General features: G+C 58.0%; 14 protein-coding genes. 1 reads left to right on the plus strand and 13 read right to left on the minus strand.

Going from position 1 to position 17,335, the window contains the following annotated elements; all coding sequences use genetic code 11:
• Window positions 1-4: 4 nt before the first annotated feature.
• The 13 genes from nuoM to lrhA form a co-directional block, all read right to left on the minus strand.
• Entirely contained in the window at window positions 5-1,534 is a 1,530-nt protein-coding gene (nuoM, locus tag ACJ8J4_RS08230; protein WP_025303660.1) for an NADH-quinone oxidoreductase subunit M, read from the minus strand.
• A 95-nt stretch (window positions 1,535-1,629) separates the two neighbouring features.
• Window positions 1,630-3,477: an NADH-quinone oxidoreductase subunit L gene (gene nuoL / locus ACJ8J4_RS08235; protein ID WP_264383664.1), complete on the minus strand. Its 1,848-nt coding sequence runs from the start codon at window positions 3,475-3,477 to the stop codon at window positions 1,630-1,632.
• Window positions 3,474-3,776, minus strand: coding sequence for an NADH-quinone oxidoreductase subunit NuoK (gene nuoK / locus ACJ8J4_RS08240; protein WP_004936014.1), 303 nt, complete (start codon window positions 3,774-3,776; stop codon window positions 3,474-3,476). The genes nuoL and nuoK overlap by 4 nt, the downstream gene beginning before the upstream one ends.
• Window positions 3,773-4,330 (minus strand): NADH-quinone oxidoreductase subunit J, encoded by a 558-nt coding sequence (gene nuoJ, locus ACJ8J4_RS08245; protein ID WP_019453717.1) that lies wholly within the window; start codon window positions 4,328-4,330, stop codon window positions 3,773-3,775. The genes nuoK and nuoJ overlap by 4 nt, the downstream gene beginning before the upstream one ends.
• 13 nt (window positions 4,331-4,343) lie before the next feature.
• Window positions 4,344-4,886, minus strand: coding sequence for an NADH-quinone oxidoreductase subunit NuoI (gene nuoI / locus ACJ8J4_RS08250; protein WP_025160170.1), 543 nt, complete (start codon window positions 4,884-4,886; stop codon window positions 4,344-4,346).
• A 14-nt stretch (window positions 4,887-4,900) separates the two neighbouring features.
• Window positions 4,901-5,878: an NADH-quinone oxidoreductase subunit NuoH gene (nuoH, locus tag ACJ8J4_RS08255; protein WP_025303661.1), complete on the minus strand. Its 978-nt coding sequence runs from the start codon at window positions 5,876-5,878 to the stop codon at window positions 4,901-4,903.
• Complete coding sequence (nuoG, locus tag ACJ8J4_RS08260; protein ID WP_264383665.1) at window positions 5,875-8,613, minus strand: NADH-quinone oxidoreductase subunit NuoG; 2,739 nt, start codon at window positions 8,611-8,613, stop codon at window positions 5,875-5,877. The genes nuoH and nuoG overlap by 4 nt, the downstream gene beginning before the upstream one ends.
• 77 nt (window positions 8,614-8,690) lie before the next feature.
• Window positions 8,691-10,037, minus strand: coding sequence for an NADH-quinone oxidoreductase subunit NuoF (nuoF, locus tag ACJ8J4_RS08265; protein WP_043140066.1), 1,347 nt, complete (start codon window positions 10,035-10,037; stop codon window positions 8,691-8,693).
• Window positions 10,034-10,585, minus strand: a complete 552-nt coding sequence (nuoE, locus tag ACJ8J4_RS08270; RefSeq protein WP_004936034.1) for an NADH-quinone oxidoreductase subunit NuoE — start codon at window positions 10,583-10,585, stop codon at window positions 10,034-10,036. Before nuoE ends, nuoF begins: the two co-directional genes overlap by 4 nt.
• 2 nt (window positions 10,586-10,587) lie before the next feature.
• A complete protein-coding gene (nuoC, locus tag ACJ8J4_RS08275) occupies window positions 10,588-12,384 on the minus strand; it encodes an NADH-quinone oxidoreductase subunit C/D (RefSeq protein ID WP_025303662.1) in 1,797 nt (598 codons plus the stop codon).
• A gap of 96 nt (window positions 12,385-12,480) precedes the next feature.
• Window positions 12,481-13,155 (minus strand): NuoB/complex I 20 kDa subunit family protein, encoded by a 675-nt coding sequence (locus ACJ8J4_RS08280; protein ID WP_004936039.1) that lies wholly within the window; start codon window positions 13,153-13,155, stop codon window positions 12,481-12,483.
• A gap of 15 nt (window positions 13,156-13,170) precedes the next feature.
• Entirely contained in the window at window positions 13,171-13,608 is a 438-nt protein-coding gene (gene nuoA, locus ACJ8J4_RS08285) for an NADH-quinone oxidoreductase subunit NuoA (protein WP_025303663.1), read from the minus strand.
• Between the two features lie 708 nt (window positions 13,609-14,316).
• Window positions 14,317-15,261, minus strand: a complete 945-nt coding sequence (lrhA, locus tag ACJ8J4_RS08290) for a transcriptional regulator LrhA (protein WP_025303664.1) — start codon at window positions 15,259-15,261, stop codon at window positions 14,317-14,319.
• Between the two features lie 856 nt (window positions 15,262-16,117).
• Here lrhA and ACJ8J4_RS08295 point away from each other — a divergent pair.
• Window positions 16,118-17,332: a pyridoxal phosphate-dependent aminotransferase gene (locus ACJ8J4_RS08295; protein WP_025303665.1), complete on the plus strand. Its 1,215-nt coding sequence runs from the start codon at window positions 16,118-16,120 to the stop codon at window positions 17,330-17,332.
• The last annotated feature ends 3 nt before the right edge of the window (window positions 17,333-17,335 follow it).

Here is a 17,335-nt window from a genome sequence, read left to right on the forward strand (position 1 = left end):
CGAATTACGGCCTTGTTGTTGAAATTGCTGAAACTGACGAACCAAACCAGTGTTGCACGTTGCTCATCGCCGCGTTGGAAGTATCCAGAATCGGCTGCGGGTAAACCCCCAGCAGAACCAGCAACACCACCAGCAGCAGAATGATGAACAGTTCGCGCGCGGTCATGCCCTGCAGCGGCTGGTCGGATTTAGGCGCACCGTAGTAAGCGCGCTGCATCATGATCAGCGAGTAAACCGAAGCGAACACCAGACCGAAGGTAGAGATCACGGTGATCACCGGCACCACCTGGTAGCTGCCGAACAGAATCATGAATTCACCGACGAAGTTACCGGTACCCGGCATCCCCAGCGTAGCCACGGCGAAGAACAGCGACAGCGCAGGGATGAACTTGATACGCCCCCACAGGCCGCCCATCTGACGCATGTCGCGGGTATGCAGACGCTCATACAGCTGGCCGCAGATAATAAACATACCGGCGGCGGACAGACCGTGCGCGATCATCTGGATCACGGCGCCCTGGTAAGCCAGCTGGCTGCCGGTGTAGATGGCAATCAACACGAAGCCCATGTGCGATACCGAGGTGTAGGCGATAAGACGCTTGATGTCGGTCTGCGCGAACGCCATCCAGGCGCCGTAGAAGATGCCGATCACGCCCAGCCACATGGCGATTGGCGCGAACTCGTGCGAAGCCTCAGGGAACAGCGGCAGGCTGAAACGCAGCAGGCCGTAGGCCGCGGTTTTCAGCAAGATGCCCGCCAGGTCGACGGAACCTGCGGTCGGTGCCTGGCTGTGCGCGTCCGGCAACCAGCCGTGCAGCGGCACCACCGGCATTTTCACCGCGAAGGCGATGAAGAAGCCCAGCATCAGCAGATATTGCACGTTGTGGGACATCGGCGTTTGCAGCAGGTCTTCGTAATCGAAGGTCCACACGCCGGTGGCGTTGTAATGCACGAACACCAGGCCCAGGATCGCAATCAGCATCACCAGACCGCTGGCCTGGGTGTAGATGAAGAACTTGGTCGCCGCGGTGATACGGGTTTTACCGTCCGACGCTTTGTGCCCCCACAGCGCGATCAGGAAGTACATCGGCACCAACATCATTTCCCAGAAGAAAAAGAACAGGAACATGTCGATGGCGAGGAACACACCGATAACGCCGCCCAGGATCCACAGCAGGTTGAGGTGGAAGAAGCCCTGATACTTCTGGATTTCACGCCAGGAACAGAGGATCGCCAGCACGCCCAGCAGACCGGTCAACACCACCATCAGCAGCGACAGACCGTCCAGCGCCAGGTGGATGGAGATGCCGAAGCGCGGGATCCACGGCAGCAGGAATTCGCTCTGCCACTGCGGAATGCCTTTCGGCGTGGTCAAGGTATAGCCGCCCTGCATCCACAACTGCAGAGAGAGCGCCAACGTCAGCCCCATTGCGATCAGCGCTATCCAGCGCGGCACCTTAGTACCGAAGCGCTCAAGCTGCCAGCACAGCAGACCGCCGATAAAGGGGATAAGAATTAGCCAAGGTAATAGCATGGCGTTTTGTGTCCCTTATACGAATAATTTCAAACTTTGTACGTAGCGCCTGCCCGGCGCTACGCCCGAAAAATGCGTCTGTTTAAATTATTCAATTAAACCAAAATCAACAGAGCCAATACGACCACTGCACCCACACCCATAGACGCTATATACCAACGCACCTGACCGTTCTCGCTCACCGTCAGACCGCGGTTCCCCCAGCGGGAGAAGACGGCCGGCAGGTTCATCAGCGAGTTCAGCGGATCACGCTGCAGCAGCTTCGCAATGCCCAGATACGGCTTGACGAACACTTTGTCATACAGCCAGTCGAAGCCCCAGGCATGGAACCACCAGGTCGAGAAGAAACGACCCGGCGCGCTGTTGGCGATGCTGTTGACCAGGCTGCGTTTGCCCAGCCACAGCGCGGCCGCCAGCAGAATGCCGACGATAGCCACCACGCCAGAGGTGATTTCCAGCGTCAGCACGCTGCCGTGCGCCAGTTCGGTGGTATCCGGCAGCACGCCCTGCAACGGCGGCACGATCATCGCGCCGACGAAGGTAGACAGCACCAGCAGAACCAGCAGTGGCAGGTGGTGAGTGATGCCTTTACCGGCATGCGCTTTGATTTTCTCTTCGCCATGGAACACGATGAAAATCATACGGAAGGTGTACAGCGAGGTCATGAACGCACCAACCAAGCCGGCAATCATCAGGTTGATGTGACCGTTGGCCATCGCGCCCGCCAGGATCTCGTCCTTACTGAAGAAGCCGGCCGTGACCAGCGGCAACGCAGACAGCGCCGCGCCGCCCACCAGGAAGCAGACGTACACCAGCGGGATGCTCTTGCGCAGGCCGCCCATCTTGAAGATGTTTTGCTCGTGGTGGCAAGCCAGGATCACCGAACCGGACGACAGGAACAGCAGCGCCTTGAAGAACGCGTGGGTCATCAGGTGGAAGATCGCCGCGTCCCATGCCTGCACGCCCAGCGCCAGGAACATGTAACCGATCTGGCTCATGGTGGAGTAAGCGAGCACGCGCTTGATGTCGGTCTGCACCAGCGCGGCGAAGCCGGCCAGCAGCAGAGTGACCGCACCGACGATGCCCACCAGGTGCAGCACTTCCGGCGCCATCAGGAACAGGCCGTGCGTACGGGCGATCAGATAGACGCCCGCGGTCACCATGGTCGCCGCGTGGATCAGTGCGGAAACCGGGGTTGGGCCCGCCATCGCGTCCGCCAACCAGGTTTGCAACGGCAGCTGCGCCGATTTACCGACCGCGCCGCCCAGCAGCATCAGGGTCGCCCAGGTGATGGCCGTATCGCCCACCGCCAGTTTCTGCGGCGCCAGGATCATCAGCTCGCGGATGTTCAGCGTGCCCAGCTCGTTGTAGAGGATGAACAGCGCGAACGCCAGGAACACATCGCCCACGCGGGTGACGATAAAGGCTTTCATCGCCGCCGCGCCGTTGGCCGGATCTTTATAGTAGAAACCGATCAACAGGTAGCTGCACAGGCCCACGCCTTCCCAACCCAGATACATCAGCAGCAGGTTGTCCGCCAGCACCAATACCACCATGCTGGCGATAAACAGGTTGGTGTAAGCGAAGAAGCGCGAATAGCCCTCTTCACCGCGCATGTACCAGGAAGCGAACATGTGGATGAAGAAGCCGACGCCGGTGACCACCGACAGCATGGTCAGCGACAGGCCGTCCAGCACCAGGGTCACGCCGATATTGAAGTTACCGACGGCCATCCAGGTCCACAGGCTTTGCTCGAACAGCTGCACGCCGGCGGCTTTCTGGGCGAAGAAATCCATCGCCACATACACCGTGACCAGCGCAGCCAGGCCGATAGAACCCACGCCGACGGTGGCCGCCGTGTTTTCAGACCAACGACCGCGGGAAAATGCCAACAGCAGGAACCCGATCAGCGGTAGCAGAATTGTTAAATATAATAGGTTCATCCGCGCATCTCACTGACAGTATCAATATTCAGGGTATGACGACGACGGTAGAGCTGCAGCAGCAGCGCCAGGCCGATACTGGCCTCGGCTGCCGCCAGGCTGATCGCCAGGATGTACATCACCTGCCCGTCCGCCTGGCCCCAGTAGCTTCCCGCCACGATAAACGCCAACGCCGCAGCGTTGATCATCACTTCCAGGCTGATCAGCATAAACAGCAGGTTGCGGCGCACCAGCAGCCCGGTCAGCCCGAGCACAAACAGGATAGCCGCCAGGATCAGGCCATGTTGAAGAGGGATCATGCTTGCTCCTCCGATTTTCTTCTCGCCATTTCGCCACTCGCCGGCGCGTTGCTCAGCACCTCGCCAGGCTTGTGCTCGCGGCCGATATGGAAGGCGACAACCAGACCCGCCAGCAGCAGCATTGAAGCCAGCTCAACCGCCAGTACGTAAGGCCCGAACAGGCTGATGCCCACCGCCTTCGCGTCGACCATCTCGCCGCTGATACCCTGATCGGATACGCTGCGGATCGCGACGATCAATACCACCAGCAGCGCCAGTGACAACAGGCCAGGCCCGATCCACACCGTCGGCTTCATCCAGTCGCGTTCTTGCTGCTGCACGTTGCCGAGGTTCAGCATCATCACCACGAACACGAACAGCACCATGATGGCGCCCGCATAGACGATGATTTCCAACGCGGCGGCAAAGTAGGCACCGAGAGAGAAGAAGACTGCCGAGATCGCCAGTAACGAGACGATCAGATACAGCAGCGCATGCACAGGGTTGGTATGGGTGATCACGCGAATCGTCGCGGCCACCGCAATCAAACCTGCCAGATAAAATGCAATTTCCATGCTTGCTGGCTCCTTAGGGCAACAGACCTTTGACGTCGATCGGTTTGGCTTCGTTTTCGGCTTCGCCTTTGGCTTTGCCGTCAATCGCCATACCGGCCATCCGGTAGAAGTTATATTCCGGATATTTACCCGGCCCCGAGATCAACAGATCTTCTTTTTCGTACACCAGATCCTGACGCTTGTACTCACCCAGTTCGAAATCCGGCGTCAGCTGGATAGCGGTAGTCGGGCAAGCCTCTTCGCACAGGCCACAGAAAATGCAGCGCGAGAAGTTGATGCGGAAGAACTCCGGATACCAACGGCCGTCTTTCTGTTCCGCTTTTTGCAGCGAGATACAGCCGACCGGGCAGGCAACCGCACACAGGTTACAGGCGACGCAGCGCTCTTCGCCGTCCGGATCGCGCGTCAGCACGATGCGGCCGCGGTAGCGCGGCGGGAGGTAAACCGGTTCTTCCGGATACATCTGGGTTTCGCGCTTGGCGAAGGCATGCATGCCAATCATCCAAATGCTGCGCACCTGGGTGCCGAAACCAACCACTAACTCTTTCAATGTCATGGTTTATTCACCCCTTATTGAGCGTTGTACAAAATGACCGCGGCGGTTGCCAGCAGGTTCAGCAACGTCAGCGGCAGGCACACTTTCCAGCCGAAGGACATCACCTGGTCATAACGCGGACGCGGCAGCGCGGCACGGATCAGGATGAACATCATCATGAAGAAGGCCGTTTTCAACGCGAACCAGATGAATGGCGGCAGGAACGGACCCTGCCAGCCGCCGAAGAACAACGTCACAATCAGGGCGGACACGGTGACGATACCGATGTATTCCCCCACGAAGAACAGACCGAACTTCATGCCGGAATATTCGATGTGGTAACCGTCAGCCAGTTCCTGCTCGGCTTCCGGCTGGTCAAACGGGTGGCGGTGACACACCGCCACGCCGGCGATCGCAAAGGTCACGAAGCCGAAGAACTGCGGAATGACGTTCCAGACGTGCGCCTGGGATTCAACGATGGCCTGCATGTTGAACGAATCCGCCTGCATCACCACGCCCATCAGCGACAGGCCGATGAACACTTCGTAGCTCAGGGTTTGCGCGGAGGCGCGCATCGCGCCCAACAGCGAGTATTTGTTGTTGCTCGACCATCCGGCGAACAGCACGGCGTACACCGCCAGGCCGGCCATCATCAGGAAGAACAGAATGCCGATGTTGAGATCGGACACCGCCCAGGTCGGGCTGACCGGAACGATGGCAAATGCCAGCAACAGGGAAGTAAAGGCGATCATCGGCGCCAGGGTGAAGATCACCCGGTCGGAGAATCTCGGTACCCAGTCTTCCTTGAAGAACATTTTGATCATGTCGGCGACCAGCTGCAGCGAGCCGCCCCAGCCTACGCGGTTCGGTCCGTAACGGTTCTGGAACAGGCCGAGCAGGCGGCGTTCGCCGAAGCTCATGAACGCCCCGCACGCCACGACCACCAACAGGATCACGACCGCTTTAAGAACGGCGATCAGAATGTCGATCACCTCAGGGGTAAACCAGCTCATCGTGCTGCCTCCCGCAGATTGTCTACCTTAGCACCCACCAAAATCGGCGGGATCCCTGGCAAGCCGAGCGGCAAACCAACCTGGCCCTGGGTCAGGGTTTCACTCAGACGTACCGGCAGACGCAAGGTCTGGCCCGCACAGCTGAACTCCACCAGGCTGCCCGCGTTGACGCCAAGGGTCGCCGCGTCGGCCGGGTTGACCATCACGTAAGCTTCCGGCATGCGCTGCTGGATCACGTGAGAGCGCTGCGACATTTCATCGCTGCCGAACAGGTGGTAGTAAGGCGCGACACGCCAGCCGTCGTTCGGATTGAAGGCGGCTGGCACGCGGTCGAAGTAACCGAGGCTGCCCTCCCCCGCTTCGATCAGGCGCACGCCCGGATCGCCGTGGCGCAGTTTGCCGCCCACTTCGGCCTGGAACTTGTTCCATGCCTGCGGTGAGTTCCAGCCTGGCGCCCAGGCGAACGGGATCTGCTGACGATCGGCCAGCGGGCTGTTGTTCCCTTCCATCGAGAAGGCGAACATGGTGTCTTTATCCTGCGGCTGACGCGGCTCGTGCACGCTGATGTTGGCGCGCATGGCGGTACGGCCGCTGGAACGGTGCGGCGAACGCGCCAGCTTCTGACCGCGAATGCGGAACGTCGCGTCCGGCGCGGCATCGACGATGCCCTGCAGCTGCGGCAACGCGGCGACGCAAGCGGCGATCACGTCATCGAGCTGAGTCCAGTCCACATGGCGGCTGGTGTAGGTGGAGTGCAGCGAGTGCATCCAGCGCCAGCTTTCCAGCATCACGGTGAACTGATTCTTCTTGGCGTCGTCGTAGTAAGCCGGATCGTATACCTGGAAGAAGCGCTGCGCGCGGCCTTCCTGGTTGATCAGCGTACCGTCGCTCTCGGCAAAGCTGGCCGAGGAGAGGATCAGGTTGGCTTTGTCCATGATCGCGGTGCGCTGGTGATCGGCGACGATCAGGTTGTTGACCTTGGCCAACGCTGCGTCCACCTGCGCCGCCGGCGCATGGCGATAGAGATCGTTTTCCATCACGATGGCGGTATCGGCTGCGCCGCTCGCCAGCTGTTCCAGCGCCTGATCGAGCGAACCGCCGCCGATCATCGCCAGGCCCATGCTGTTGGCGGCGCCCGCCACGAAGGTGATGCCGACATCGGAACCGCGACCCTTCAACGCTTTGGCGATGTTGGCCGCCGCTTCGATGATGGCTTCGCTGCCGGCGTTGCTGCCGGTAATGATCAGCGGTTTGCGTGCGCCGGTCAGCGCCTGCACGATGATATCGACTTTCTTGTTCAGGCCTTCGGCCAGATCGTTCACCGCCGGTGCCGCGCTATCCAGCGCGTGCGCGATGGCGAAGCCGAAGCGCGCCTGCTCGTCAACCGGCGCGCGGTAGTTCCAGGCGGCGATGTCGTCCAGGCGAGTGTTGTCGACGTTGGTGGTGAACAGCGGGTACTTGGCGTGCTGGCCGATGTTCTGCACCGCCGCGATCTGCCAGTCGGCAACGCGCTGCGCCGCCGCCATCGCGCGGGCTTTCCCCTTGACGGCCTGACGCACGGACAGCGCGATGCGCGCGCCGGTTTGCGTCAGGTCTTCGCCCAGCACCAGCACCGCGTCGTAATCTTCGATCTCACGCAGCGCCGGCGTATGAACGCCGCCGTTCTTCAGCACGTTCAGCATCAGCGCCAGGCGTGATTGCTCCGCCTGAGCGATACCGGTGTAGTAGTTCTCGGCGCCGACCAGCTCGCGCAGCGCGAAGTTGCTTTCCAGGCTGGCGCGCGGGGAGCCGATGCCGATGGTTTTCTTCGCCTGACGCAGGATGTCCGCCGCGCCCTGCATCGCCTGCTCGGCGTTCAGGGTGATCCAGTCGTCGCCGCGCAGCTGCTGCGGTTGACGCGGACGATCTTTCTGGTTGACGTAGCCGTAACCGAAACGGCCGCGGTCGCACAGGAAGTAGTGGTTCACGCTGCCGTTGTAACGGTTTTCGATACGGCGCAGCTCGCCATAGCGCTCGCCCGGGCTGGTGTTACAGCCGATGCTGCACTGCTGGCAAATGCTCGGCGCGAACTGCATGTCCCATTTACGGTTGTAGCGTTCGGAGTGCGTTTTGTCGGTGAAGACGCCGGTCGGGCACACTTCCACCAGGTTGCCGGAGAACTCGCTTTCCAGCGTGCCGCTTTCCGGGCGACCGAAGTAGACGTTGTCGTGCGCGCCGTACACGCCGAAGTCGGTGCCGTCTGCATAGTCTTTGTAGTAACGCACGCAGCGGTAGCAGGCGATGCAGCGGTTCATCTCGTGCGAGATAAACGGCCCCAGCTCCTGGTTGTTGTGGGTACGCTTGGTGAAGCGGTAGCGGCGGAAGCTGTGGCCGGTCATTACCGTCATATCCTGCAGGTGACAGTTACCGCCTTCTTCACAGACCGGGCAATCGTGCGGGTGGTTGGTCATCAACCACTCGACCACGCTTTCACGGAACTGCTTCGCTTCGCCGTCATCGATGGAGATGAAGGTGCCATCGGATGCCGGGGTCATACAGGACATCACCAAACGGCCGCGCGTATCTTCCGCGTTTTGGTATTGCTTTACCGCACATTGGCGGCAAGCGCCGACGCTTCCCAGCGCCGGATGCCAGCAAAAGTAAGGAATATCAAGGCCGAGGGAAAGACAAGCCTGCAGCAGGTTGTCCGCCCCGTCTACCTTATACTCTTTGCCGTCTACATGAATCGTAGCCATAGTCAGCATGCTTCCAAGTGGCCTGCCTTGCGGCAGGCGTTAATCAAAAATTCTGGCCGTGTTCGGGCGAGTTCGGCTTACCAGCGCTGCTTCAGCAGATTGTTCGGCTGAATGCCGCCAATCGCATGGGCGTTGCCGAAGTGCTGCACGGCGATACCCGCCTCGAACTCTTCACGGAAATATTTAATCGCGCTTTGCAGTGGCTCTACGGCACCTGGCGCGTGGGCGCAGAAGGTTTTGCCCGGGCCGAGGGAGCGGCACAGCTGTTCGAGGGTTTCGATATCCCCCGGCTGCCCTTCGCCGTTTTCCAACGCACGCAGGATCTTCACGCTCCACGGCAGGCCGTCGCGGCATGGCGTACACCAGCCGCAGGACTCGCGGGCGAAGAACTCTTCCAGGTTACGCACCAGCGGCACCATGCCGATCTCGTGGTCTACCGCCATCGCCAGCGCGGTGCCGAGACGGCTGCCGGCTTTGCCGATCGCGCCGTATTCCATCGGCAGGTCGAGGTGATCGGCGGTCAGGAAGTCGGTCCCCGCGCCGCCCGGCTGCCAGGCTTTGAAACGCAGACCGTCGCGCATGCCGCCGGCGTAGTCTTCCAGGATCTCGCGCGCGGTAGTGCCGAACGGCAGCTCCCAGACGCCCGGATTTTTCACCCGGCCGGAGAAGCCCATCAGCTTGGTGCCTTTGTCTTCACTGCCGGAGATGCCGGTGTACCACTCCACGCCGTTCGCCAAAATGGCCGGCACGTTGCACAGCGTTTCGACGTTGTTGACGCAGGTCGGCTTGCCCCAGACGCCGGCACTGGCCGGGAATGGCGGCTTGGAACGCGGGTTGGCGCGGCGGCCTTCCAGCGAGTTGATCAGCGCAGTTTCTTCGCCGCAGATGTAACGGCCGGCGCCGGTGTGCACGATCAGCTCGAAATCAAATCCGGTGCCGAGAATGTTCTTGCCCAGATAGCCGGCGTCGGTGGCTTCCGCGATGGCGCGACGCAGATGCGCCGCTGCTTCGATATATTCGCCGCGCAGGAAGATGTAACCGCGGTAGGCTTTCAGCGCGAACGCGGAGATCAGCATGCCTTCCACCAGCAGGTGCGGCAGCTGCTCCATCAGCAGACGGTCTTTATAGGTGCCCGGCTCCATCTCATCGGCGTTACACAGCAGGTAACGGATGTTCATGGATTCGTCTTTCGGCATCAGGCTCCACTTCAAACCGGTGGAGAAGCCCGCGCCGCCACGGCCCTTCAGCCCGGAATCTTTCACCAGGCCGACGATCTCGTCCGGGGCCAGGCCTTTGAGGGCCTTCTCTGCGCCGGCATAGCCGTTTTTGCTGCGGTATTCGTCCAGCCACAGCGGCTGCTTGTCATCGCGCAGACGCCAGGTCAGCGGATGCGTTTCGGGAGTGCGTACAATGTGCTTGGTCATTGATACTGCTCCAGTAGCGTCTCGATATCTTCAGGCTTCAACTGACTGTGAGTGTCCTCATCAATCATCATGGTCGGCCCTTTATCGCAGTTGCCCAGACAGCAGGTCGGCAGCAGCGTGAAGCGGCCATCAAAAGTGGTTTGACCCGGCTTGATGTTCAGCTTCTTCTCGATAGCGGCCTGAATGCCCTGGTAACCGGTGATGTGACAAACAACGCTGTCACAATAACGGATCACGTGACGTCCTACTGGCTGACGGAAAATCTGGCTGTAGAACGTGGCCACGCCTTCTACGTCGCTGGCGGGGATGCCCAGCACTTCCGCGATGGCGTAAATCGCACCGTCCGGAACCCAGCCGCGCTGCTTCTGCACAATTTTCAGTGCTTCGATGGAAGCGGCGCGCGGATCCTCGTAATGGTGCTTTTCGTGCTCGATCGCATCACGTTCTTCCGCGCTCAGTACAAATGCATCAACGCCGCTCTGAGGAGCGGCTGCATTGATGGGCTCGAGCGCATCGTTGACTGCGTGATTGTCTTTTTGATCATGCATAGTTAGCGGTCCACATCTGACATTACAAAATCGATACTACCCAGATAGACGATCAGGTCGGAAACCAGGCTGCCTCGGATGACCGATGGGATCTGCTGCAGGTGCGCAAAGCTCGGCGTACGTACCCGGGTGCGGTAGCTCATGGTGCTGCCGTCGCTGGTCAGGTAGTAGCTGTTGATCCCTTTGGTGGCTTCAATCATCTGGAATGATTCGTTGGCTGGCATCACCGGGCCCCAGGAAACCTGCAGGAAGTGGGTGATCAGCGTTTCAATGTGCTGCAGCGTGCGCTCTTTCGGCGGCGGCGTGGTCAGCGGGTGATCGGCCTTGAACGGGCCTTCCGGCATGTTGTTCAGGCACTGTTCGAGGATGCGCAGGCTCTGGCGCAGCTCTTCCACCTTCAGCATCACGCGGGTGTAGCAGTCGCTGTTGCCGTCGCCCACTGGCACTTCGAAGTCGAAGTTCTCATAGCCGGAGTAAGGACGCCATTTACGCACGTCGAACTCAACGCCGGTAGCACGCAGGCCGGCACCGGTCACACCCCACTCCAGCGCTTCCTTGGCGTTGTAAGACGCTACGCCGATGGAACGGCCTTTCAGGATGCTGTTCTTCAGCGCCGCTTTCACGTAAGAATCCAGACGTTTCGGCATCCAGTCGAGGAATTCACGCAGCAGGCGATCCCAACCGCGCGGCAGATCGTGCGCGACGCCGCCGATGCGGAACCAGGCCGGGTGCATACGGAAGCCGGTAATCGCTTCCACCAGATCGTAGATTTTCTGACGGTCGGTAAAGGCGAAGAACACCGGGGTCATCGCGCCGACGTCCTGAATGAAGGTGGAGATATACAGCAGGTGGCTGTTGATACGGAACAGCTCGGACAGCATCACGCGGATAGTGTCGACGCGCTCAGGCACCTTAATACCGGCCAGCTTCTCGACCGCCAGCACGTAAGGCATTTCGTTCACGCAGCCGCCGAGATACTCGATGCGGTCGGTGTACGGAATGTAGCTGTGCCAGGATTGACGCTCGCCCATCTTCTCGGCGCCGCGGTGGTGATAACCGATGTCCGGCACGCAGTCGACGATCTCTTCGCCGTCCAGCTGCAGAATGATGCGGAACGCACCGTGCGCAGACGGGTGGTTCGGGCCGAGGTTGAGGAACATGAAGTCTTCGTTCTCGGTGCCGCGCTTCATGCCCCAGTCTTCCGGCTTGAAGGTCAGCGCTTCCATCTCCAGATCTTCTTTCTGCTTGGTCAGCACGAAAGGATCGAATTCGGTGGCGCGCGCCGGGTAGTCCTTGCGCAGCGGGTGCCCTTCCCAGGTCTGCGGCATCATGATGCGCGACAGGTGCGGGTGGCCGTCGAAGGTGATGCCGAACATTTCCCAGGTTTCGCGCTCATACCAGTTGGCGTTCGGGAATACCTTGGTCGCCGTGGGCACGTGCAGGTCTTTTTCAGACAGCGCCACCTTCAGCATGATGTCGCGGTTGCGCTCGATGGAAATCAGATGGTAGAAAACGGAGAAATCCGCAGCGGGCAGGCCGTCGCGGTGGGTGCGAAGACGTTCGTCCACGCCATGCAGATCGAACAGCATGACATACGGCTTCGGCTGTTTTCTCAGGAACGTCATTACTTCCAGTAACTGGTCAGGTTTAACCCATACCACGGGCATGCCGGTACGGGTGGCCTGAACAGTAAAGGCTTCCGGCCCAAAACGGTTGCGCAGTTCGCCGATCACCGGGTCGTCAAGGTGATCTCGGGTCTGCCAGGCAGGCAAGGCGTCGTGCGTCGTCAAATCTGTCATAATTTTTTTTCACCACACTAAAGGGTTATTCGCCGCAAGTTTCACTTTTCGCTGTGTTAACCAATAGCGCACTAAGATGGACGTTAAATGAACGTCTTAAATCTCGTCAGGCGTCCGGAGGTTGGTCACCGCGATGCGCTCGCCGTGTTTACGCTCTCTTTCAGACTGCATATTGGCGCGGTAAACGCCCTGATCGCCGACAACCCACGACAGCGGGCGACGTTCTTTGCCGATAGATTCCTGCAGCAACATCAGCGCTTGCATGTAGGCTTCCGGACGCGGTGGGCAGCCGGGAATGTACACGTCGACCGGCAGGAACTTGTCCACGCCCTGCACCACGGAATAGATGTCGTACATACCACCGGAGTTGGCGCAGGCGCCCATCGAGATCACCCACTTCGGTTCCAGCATCTGCTCGTACAGGCGCTGGATGACCGGGGCCATCTTGGTGAAACAGGTACCGGCCACCACCATCAGGTCAGCCTGACGCGGGGAGGCGCGCAACACTTCCGCACCGAAACGCGCCACGTCGTGAACGGCGGTAAACGACGTCACCATCTCCACGTAACAGCACGAAAGGCCGAAGTTATACGGCCAAATAGAGTTTTTACGCCCCCAGTTCACCATGTCATGCAGCGCATGTTCGAGTTTACCCATGTAAACCGTGCGGTGGACCTGTTGTTCCAGGGGATCGGCGACGATCTCCTGTTTTTGCAGGGGATAACGGTCGTTCTCACCGTTCGGGTCTATGCGGGTGAGCGTATAGTCCATCTTAATGCCTCGCTGTTACTGCGGATGACTGTTGGTGTTAGTGATCGTGCTCGGTTTGCTGCGGCGTTGGGAACGCGCCGGAGTCCAATCCAACGCGCCGATGCGCACCAGATAAACCAGACCGGCCAATAGCACCAAAATGAAAATGGCGGCTTCGATAAAGCCTACCCAACCGCTCTCGCGAACCGAGACCGACCAGGCATACAGGTATAAGGCTTCAACGTCGAAAATAACGAAGAACATGGCCACCAGGTAGAACTTGGCGGACAAGCGCATGCGCGCCGTGCCGACCGAGTCGATGCCTGATTCAAACGGGGTGTGTTTGGCGCGCGCCCGGGCTCTCCCGCCCAAGAAGAACGCGCCCAGCAGCATTAAGCCGCAGAGCCCGATAGCCACAACGAGAAATACGGCGAGCGCCCAGTGATGAGCGATAACTTCAGTGGTTGTTGACATACTCTATGCTTACTCATCAAAAGTGGCGTCGATCGCACTGCTCTTGTCACCGGCAGTTAGTGCGCCACATCGATTTAAGGGAAGGATAAATAACCACACAAACAAACTGCTTTTACAGCGAGTTAGGCAGCGTTTTTCTGTGGGCTTTTTACTCCTTTCTATAACCTTTTGTCAACTTTGACAAAAGTATCTACACACTAGTTTACATACGTATCATTTGATTAACATTTGATGCGCCAGGGACAGGCTAAATCGTGTCAGTTAATTTTTGTGTAGAAACAGATAGATATAAACCAACATGCACATTTCAGTTTTACTATACCATTGTCTCAGGAATTCCCTGTTCTTCCACTCACTACCTAGGGGTATTTTTTTGATCCAGGACACGTTTTCAGCATAAATCCTCAAAAAAAGTGTGGCCCTTTAACAATTTTCCTCAAATTGAGCCGCAAAAACGGCCGCTATAAGCTAACAAAATACCCCTGCTATTACCATGCCTTTAACCCATTCAATCTTATTGCTCAAAAAACGAACTTAGCGTATTAAACCCGGCCAAACTCTCTTTTCATTAACGCTTAAAAGTTAACAAAACAGCCAATTCAATTGAAAATACAAGCCAAATACATATAAATAAATTTTTAGGTAAAAAAAGGGCAAAAAAAACCTCCGCCGAAGCAGAGGTTTTTCATCAGATATCGCGCCGCGACGTTATTCTTCTTCGTCCACCAGGCTGGCGTCATCCTGATCGCTCTGGAGACCGCCTTCCGCACCGTTGAAGCCATAGCCGTCATTGCCGCCCTGCATCGCGCTGAAGATGGCCATCGCCAGCTCGTTGCTGCACTGCGCGTTTTTGCACAGCGCATACTGGGTATCCGGCAGCGGCGGCAAACCTTCCACCGCGCCCAGCACCCGCAGATCGGGGCTCATCATCTCGATCGGCCGTGCGGTCACGCCCAGGCCGGCTTTACAGGCCGCCCGCACCGCGGACAGCGTGGAGGCGACGTAGGCGATACGCCACGGAATACCGGCTTCGTCCAACTGTTTAATCGCCAGCGCGCGGAACGGGCTTGGCTCATCCATTACCACCAGCGGGATCGGTTCGCCGGCCTGATAGTGATAATCGGCGGCGCAATACCACAGCGTCGGCGACGTGCGCAGCACGATGTGCGGGTGCCCGGCAGGATCGGCCGTGGTCACCGCCAAATCGATCTCGCCCTCTTCCAGCAGATCGACCATCGTCGTACTGCGCTTTACGCGCACGTCAATGGCCAGCTTCGGATAGATGGCAGTCACGCGGTTCAACAGGAAAGGCAGAATGGTATCGGCGGTGTCGTCGGAAGCACCGATGGTCAGAACACCTTTTATATTGTTGTACATCAGCGAGGTACAGGCTTCGTCGTTAAAGCGCAGGATCTTCCTGGCATAACCGAGAAGCTGAATACCATGCTCAGTCAGGAGTTTGTTGCGCCCATGGCGGGCAAACAGTTCTTTGCCGACCAGTTGCTCTAATCGCTGCATTTGTTGACTGACGGCTGATTGAGTACGGCAAACGGCAACAGCCGCCGCGGCGAAGGTATTCAAATCAGCAACCGCAACAAAGGTTCTTAGCAGATCGAGGTCGAGATTAAGTATCGGACGATTTGCAGTTGTCATAGTGTATTCTTCACTTTTTTAAATTCTAATTTACGAACTACTACCCTGGTGTGTTTCTCAGACGCCGTTGAAAAGGACGGCGCCTGTTATGACAGTACCCCACTCATAAGTGGAGGGCAAAAAAATTACTTATGATTCGTTACCTCTATCGCTTTTTAAAATGCGATCTATCGATGGTGCTTATAGAACGCGGGGGACTGAATACCGGTGAAAAGGGAAAACCCCCACCGAACCTGAGATTTTACTCATTCATACTGCCTAATTTCCACTCCATTCGTGCTACTGAGAACCCTTATCAACCGGCCTTCAGACTGCATTCCAGAGCAAAAAAGATAAATAATTAACGGTACCGACTTCTTGTGACTACTCAATGAATTTAATAAATTCAATCATTAAGATTTTTGCTTTAAATAATAATCTTATAACCACATAAACAATGCTTAAGGTAAAATATAAAGTAAAGCTAATGTAAATATGTCATTTTCCTTAGTGTGGTGCGCGAACCGACACCCCGCTATCAGACTACTCCGGTATTATCGTTCCTTTACAGTTTATTGAAGCCTATTCTCCCTTTCGGCTTATCAGTTCACTGCTGCCGGCCGCGATCGCCGGCACGTCTCGTTTATCGACGCTTGATTTAACAGAACAAAACCCTAGTAAAATTATAGTTCATGAAATTATGAACCACAAAATAACTTTACCTTTGCTTATCATAACTAAAATCCCCCGTTACGACATGCATTTGCACCAAAGGCGTGCAAAACCCTTCAAAAGCAACTACGCCAGGAGTACATTGGGCGGGTTGCGGCGTCCCACGGTAGGAGCGCCCCTATCCCAGCAAAAGGCTCAACTTTTTATGTCCCCCATTGAGAAATCCAGCAAACTGGACAACGTCTGCTATGACATTCGCGGCCCGGTGCTTAAAGAAGCTAAACGTCTTGAAGAAGAAGGCAACAAAGTCCTGAAACTGAACATCGGCAACCCTGCCCCGTTCGGTTTCGACGCCCCGGACGAAATCCTGGTCGACGTGATCCGCAATCTGCCCACGGCGCAAGGCTACTCCGACTCCAAGGGCCTCTTCTCGGCGCGTAAAGCGATCATGCAGCACTATCAGGCGCGCAACATGCGTGACGTGACCGTTGAGGATATCTACATTGGCAATGGCGTCTCTGAGCTGATCGTCCAATCCATGCAGGCGCTGCTCAACAGCGGCGACGAAATGCTGGTACCGGCGCCGGACTATCCGCTGTGGACCGCTGCGGTATCGCTGTCCGGCGGCAAGGCCGTGCACTACCTGTGCGATGAGCAGGCCGGCTGGTTCCCGGATCTGGACGATATCATCAGCAAGATCACCCCGCGCACCCGCGGTATCGTGATCATCAACCCAAACAACCCGACCGGCGCGGTTTACAGCAAAGCGCTGTTGGAACAGATCGTCGAGATCGCCCGTCAACACAACCTGATCATCTTCGCCGACGAGATCTACGACAAGATCCTGTACGACGACGCCGAACACCACTCGATCGCCGCACTGGCGCCAGATCTGCTGACCGTGACCTTCAACGGCCTGTCGAAAACCTACCGCGTGGCGGGCTTCCGCCAGGGCTGGATGGTGCTGAACGGGCCGAAGAAGCACGCCAAAGGCTATATCGAAGGGCTGGAGATGCTGGCTTCGATGCGCCTGTGCGCCAACGTGCCGATGCAGCACGCCATTCAGACCGCGCTGGGCGGTTATCAGAGCATCAGCGAATTCATTCAGCCCGGCGGCCGCCTGTACGAACAACGCAACCGCACCTGGGAATTGCTCAACGACATCCCGGGCGTCTCTTGCGTGAAGCCGCAGGGCGCGTTGTACATGTTCCCGCGCATCGATGCCAAACGCTTCAACATCCACGACGACCAGAAGCTGGTGCTGGATCTGTTGCTACAGGAAAAAGTGCTGCTGGTGCAAGGTTCGGCGTTCAACTGGCCTTACCCGGATCACGTGCGCATCGTCACCCTGCCGCGCGTAGACGAACTGGAAATGGCGGTCGGCAAGCTGGGCCGCTTCCTTGAAGGTTACCACCAGTAATCG

The sequence above is a fragment of the Serratia sp. CY47280 genome (assembly GCF_052168655.1).
In the GTDB taxonomy this organism is placed as follows: Bacteria; Pseudomonadota; Gammaproteobacteria; order Enterobacterales; family Enterobacteriaceae; genus Serratia; species Serratia bockelmannii.

What these genes read in the sequence shown, in the direction of transcription:
- nuoJ (WP_019453717.1), bottom strand. Translation starts at nt 4,330, where the DNA reads ATGGAAATTGCATTTTATCTGGCAGGTTTGATTGCGGTGGCCGCGACG.
- lrhA (WP_025303664.1), bottom strand. Translation starts at nt 15,261, where the DNA reads ATGACAACTGCAAATCGTCCGATACTTAATCTCGACCTCGATCTGCTA.
- nuoG (WP_264383665.1), bottom strand. Translation starts at nt 8,613, where the DNA reads ATGGCTACGATTCATGTAGACGGCAAAGAGTATAAGGTAGACGGGGCG.
- nuoA (WP_025303663.1), bottom strand. Translation starts at nt 13,608, where the DNA reads ATGTCAACAACCACTGAAGTTATCGCTCATCACTGGGCGCTCGCCGTA.
- nuoE (WP_004936034.1), bottom strand. Translation starts at nt 10,585, where the DNA reads ATGCATGATCAAAAAGACAATCACGCAGTCAACGATGCGCTCGAGCCC.
- nuoH (WP_025303661.1), bottom strand. Translation starts at nt 5,878, where the DNA reads ATGAGCTGGTTTACCCCTGAGGTGATCGACATTCTGATCGCCGTTCTT.
- nuoM (WP_025303660.1), bottom strand. Translation starts at nt 1,534, where the DNA reads ATGCTATTACCTTGGCTAATTCTTATCCCCTTTATCGGCGGTCTGCTG.
- nuoF (WP_043140066.1), bottom strand. Translation starts at nt 10,037, where the DNA reads ATGACCAAGCACATTGTACGCACTCCCGAAACGCATCCGCTGACCTGG.
- ACJ8J4_RS08280 (WP_004936039.1), bottom strand. Translation starts at nt 13,155, where the DNA reads ATGGACTATACGCTCACCCGCATAGACCCGAACGGTGAGAACGACCGT.
- nuoI (WP_025160170.1), bottom strand. Translation starts at nt 4,886, where the DNA reads ATGACATTGAAAGAGTTAGTGGTTGGTTTCGGCACCCAGGTGCGCAGC.
- ACJ8J4_RS08295 (WP_025303665.1), top strand. Translation starts at nt 16,118, where the DNA reads ATGTCCCCCATTGAGAAATCCAGCAAACTGGACAACGTCTGCTATGAC.
- nuoK (WP_004936014.1), bottom strand. Translation starts at nt 3,776, where the DNA reads ATGATCCCTCTTCAACATGGCCTGATCCTGGCGGCTATCCTGTTTGTG.
- nuoL (WP_264383664.1), bottom strand. Translation starts at nt 3,477, where the DNA reads ATGAACCTATTATATTTAACAATTCTGCTACCGCTGATCGGGTTCCTG.
- nuoC (WP_025303662.1), bottom strand. Translation starts at nt 12,384, where the DNA reads ATGACAGATTTGACGACGCACGACGCCTTGCCTGCCTGGCAGACCCGA.